This is a genomic window from Porphyromonas sp. HMSC065F10 (assembly GCF_001808555.1).
GTDB lineage: Bacteria > Bacteroidota > Bacteroidia > Bacteroidales > Porphyromonadaceae > Porphyromonas_A.
In genome coordinates this window covers 1-275 of the sequence record NZ_KV793726.1, presented here as the reverse complement: position 1 = coordinate 275, position 275 = coordinate 1, and the positions used below count along the sequence as shown (strand labels likewise).

Genomic DNA, 275 nt, shown 5'->3' with positions numbered 1-275 from the left:
CGTATGCCGGGCCATATGAATGTCCTCCTCGCTGAGGCGGATGTGCCCTACGATGACCTCTTCGAGATGGAGCGGATCAATGACGACTTCAAGTCGACCGACCTTGTCATCGTGATCGGAGCAAATGATGTCCTCAATCCTGCCGCCCGTGAGGCCGAGGGCACACCGATCTACGGTATGCCGGTGCTCAATGTTGACCAAGCAAAGCACATCGTGATCTGCAACTACGACCTCAAGCCGGGCTATGCCGGAGTGGAGAACCCGCTCTACACCCG

At 57.5% G+C, this 275-nt stretch carries 1 protein-coding gene; it reads left to right on the top strand.

What is annotated here, in order from left to right; genetic code table 11:
* Positions 1 to 275: NAD(P)(+) transhydrogenase (Re/Si-specific) subunit beta (locus HMPREF2890_RS00105; protein ID WP_148130623.1), on the top strand; the 275-nt coding region annotated here is incomplete at both ends.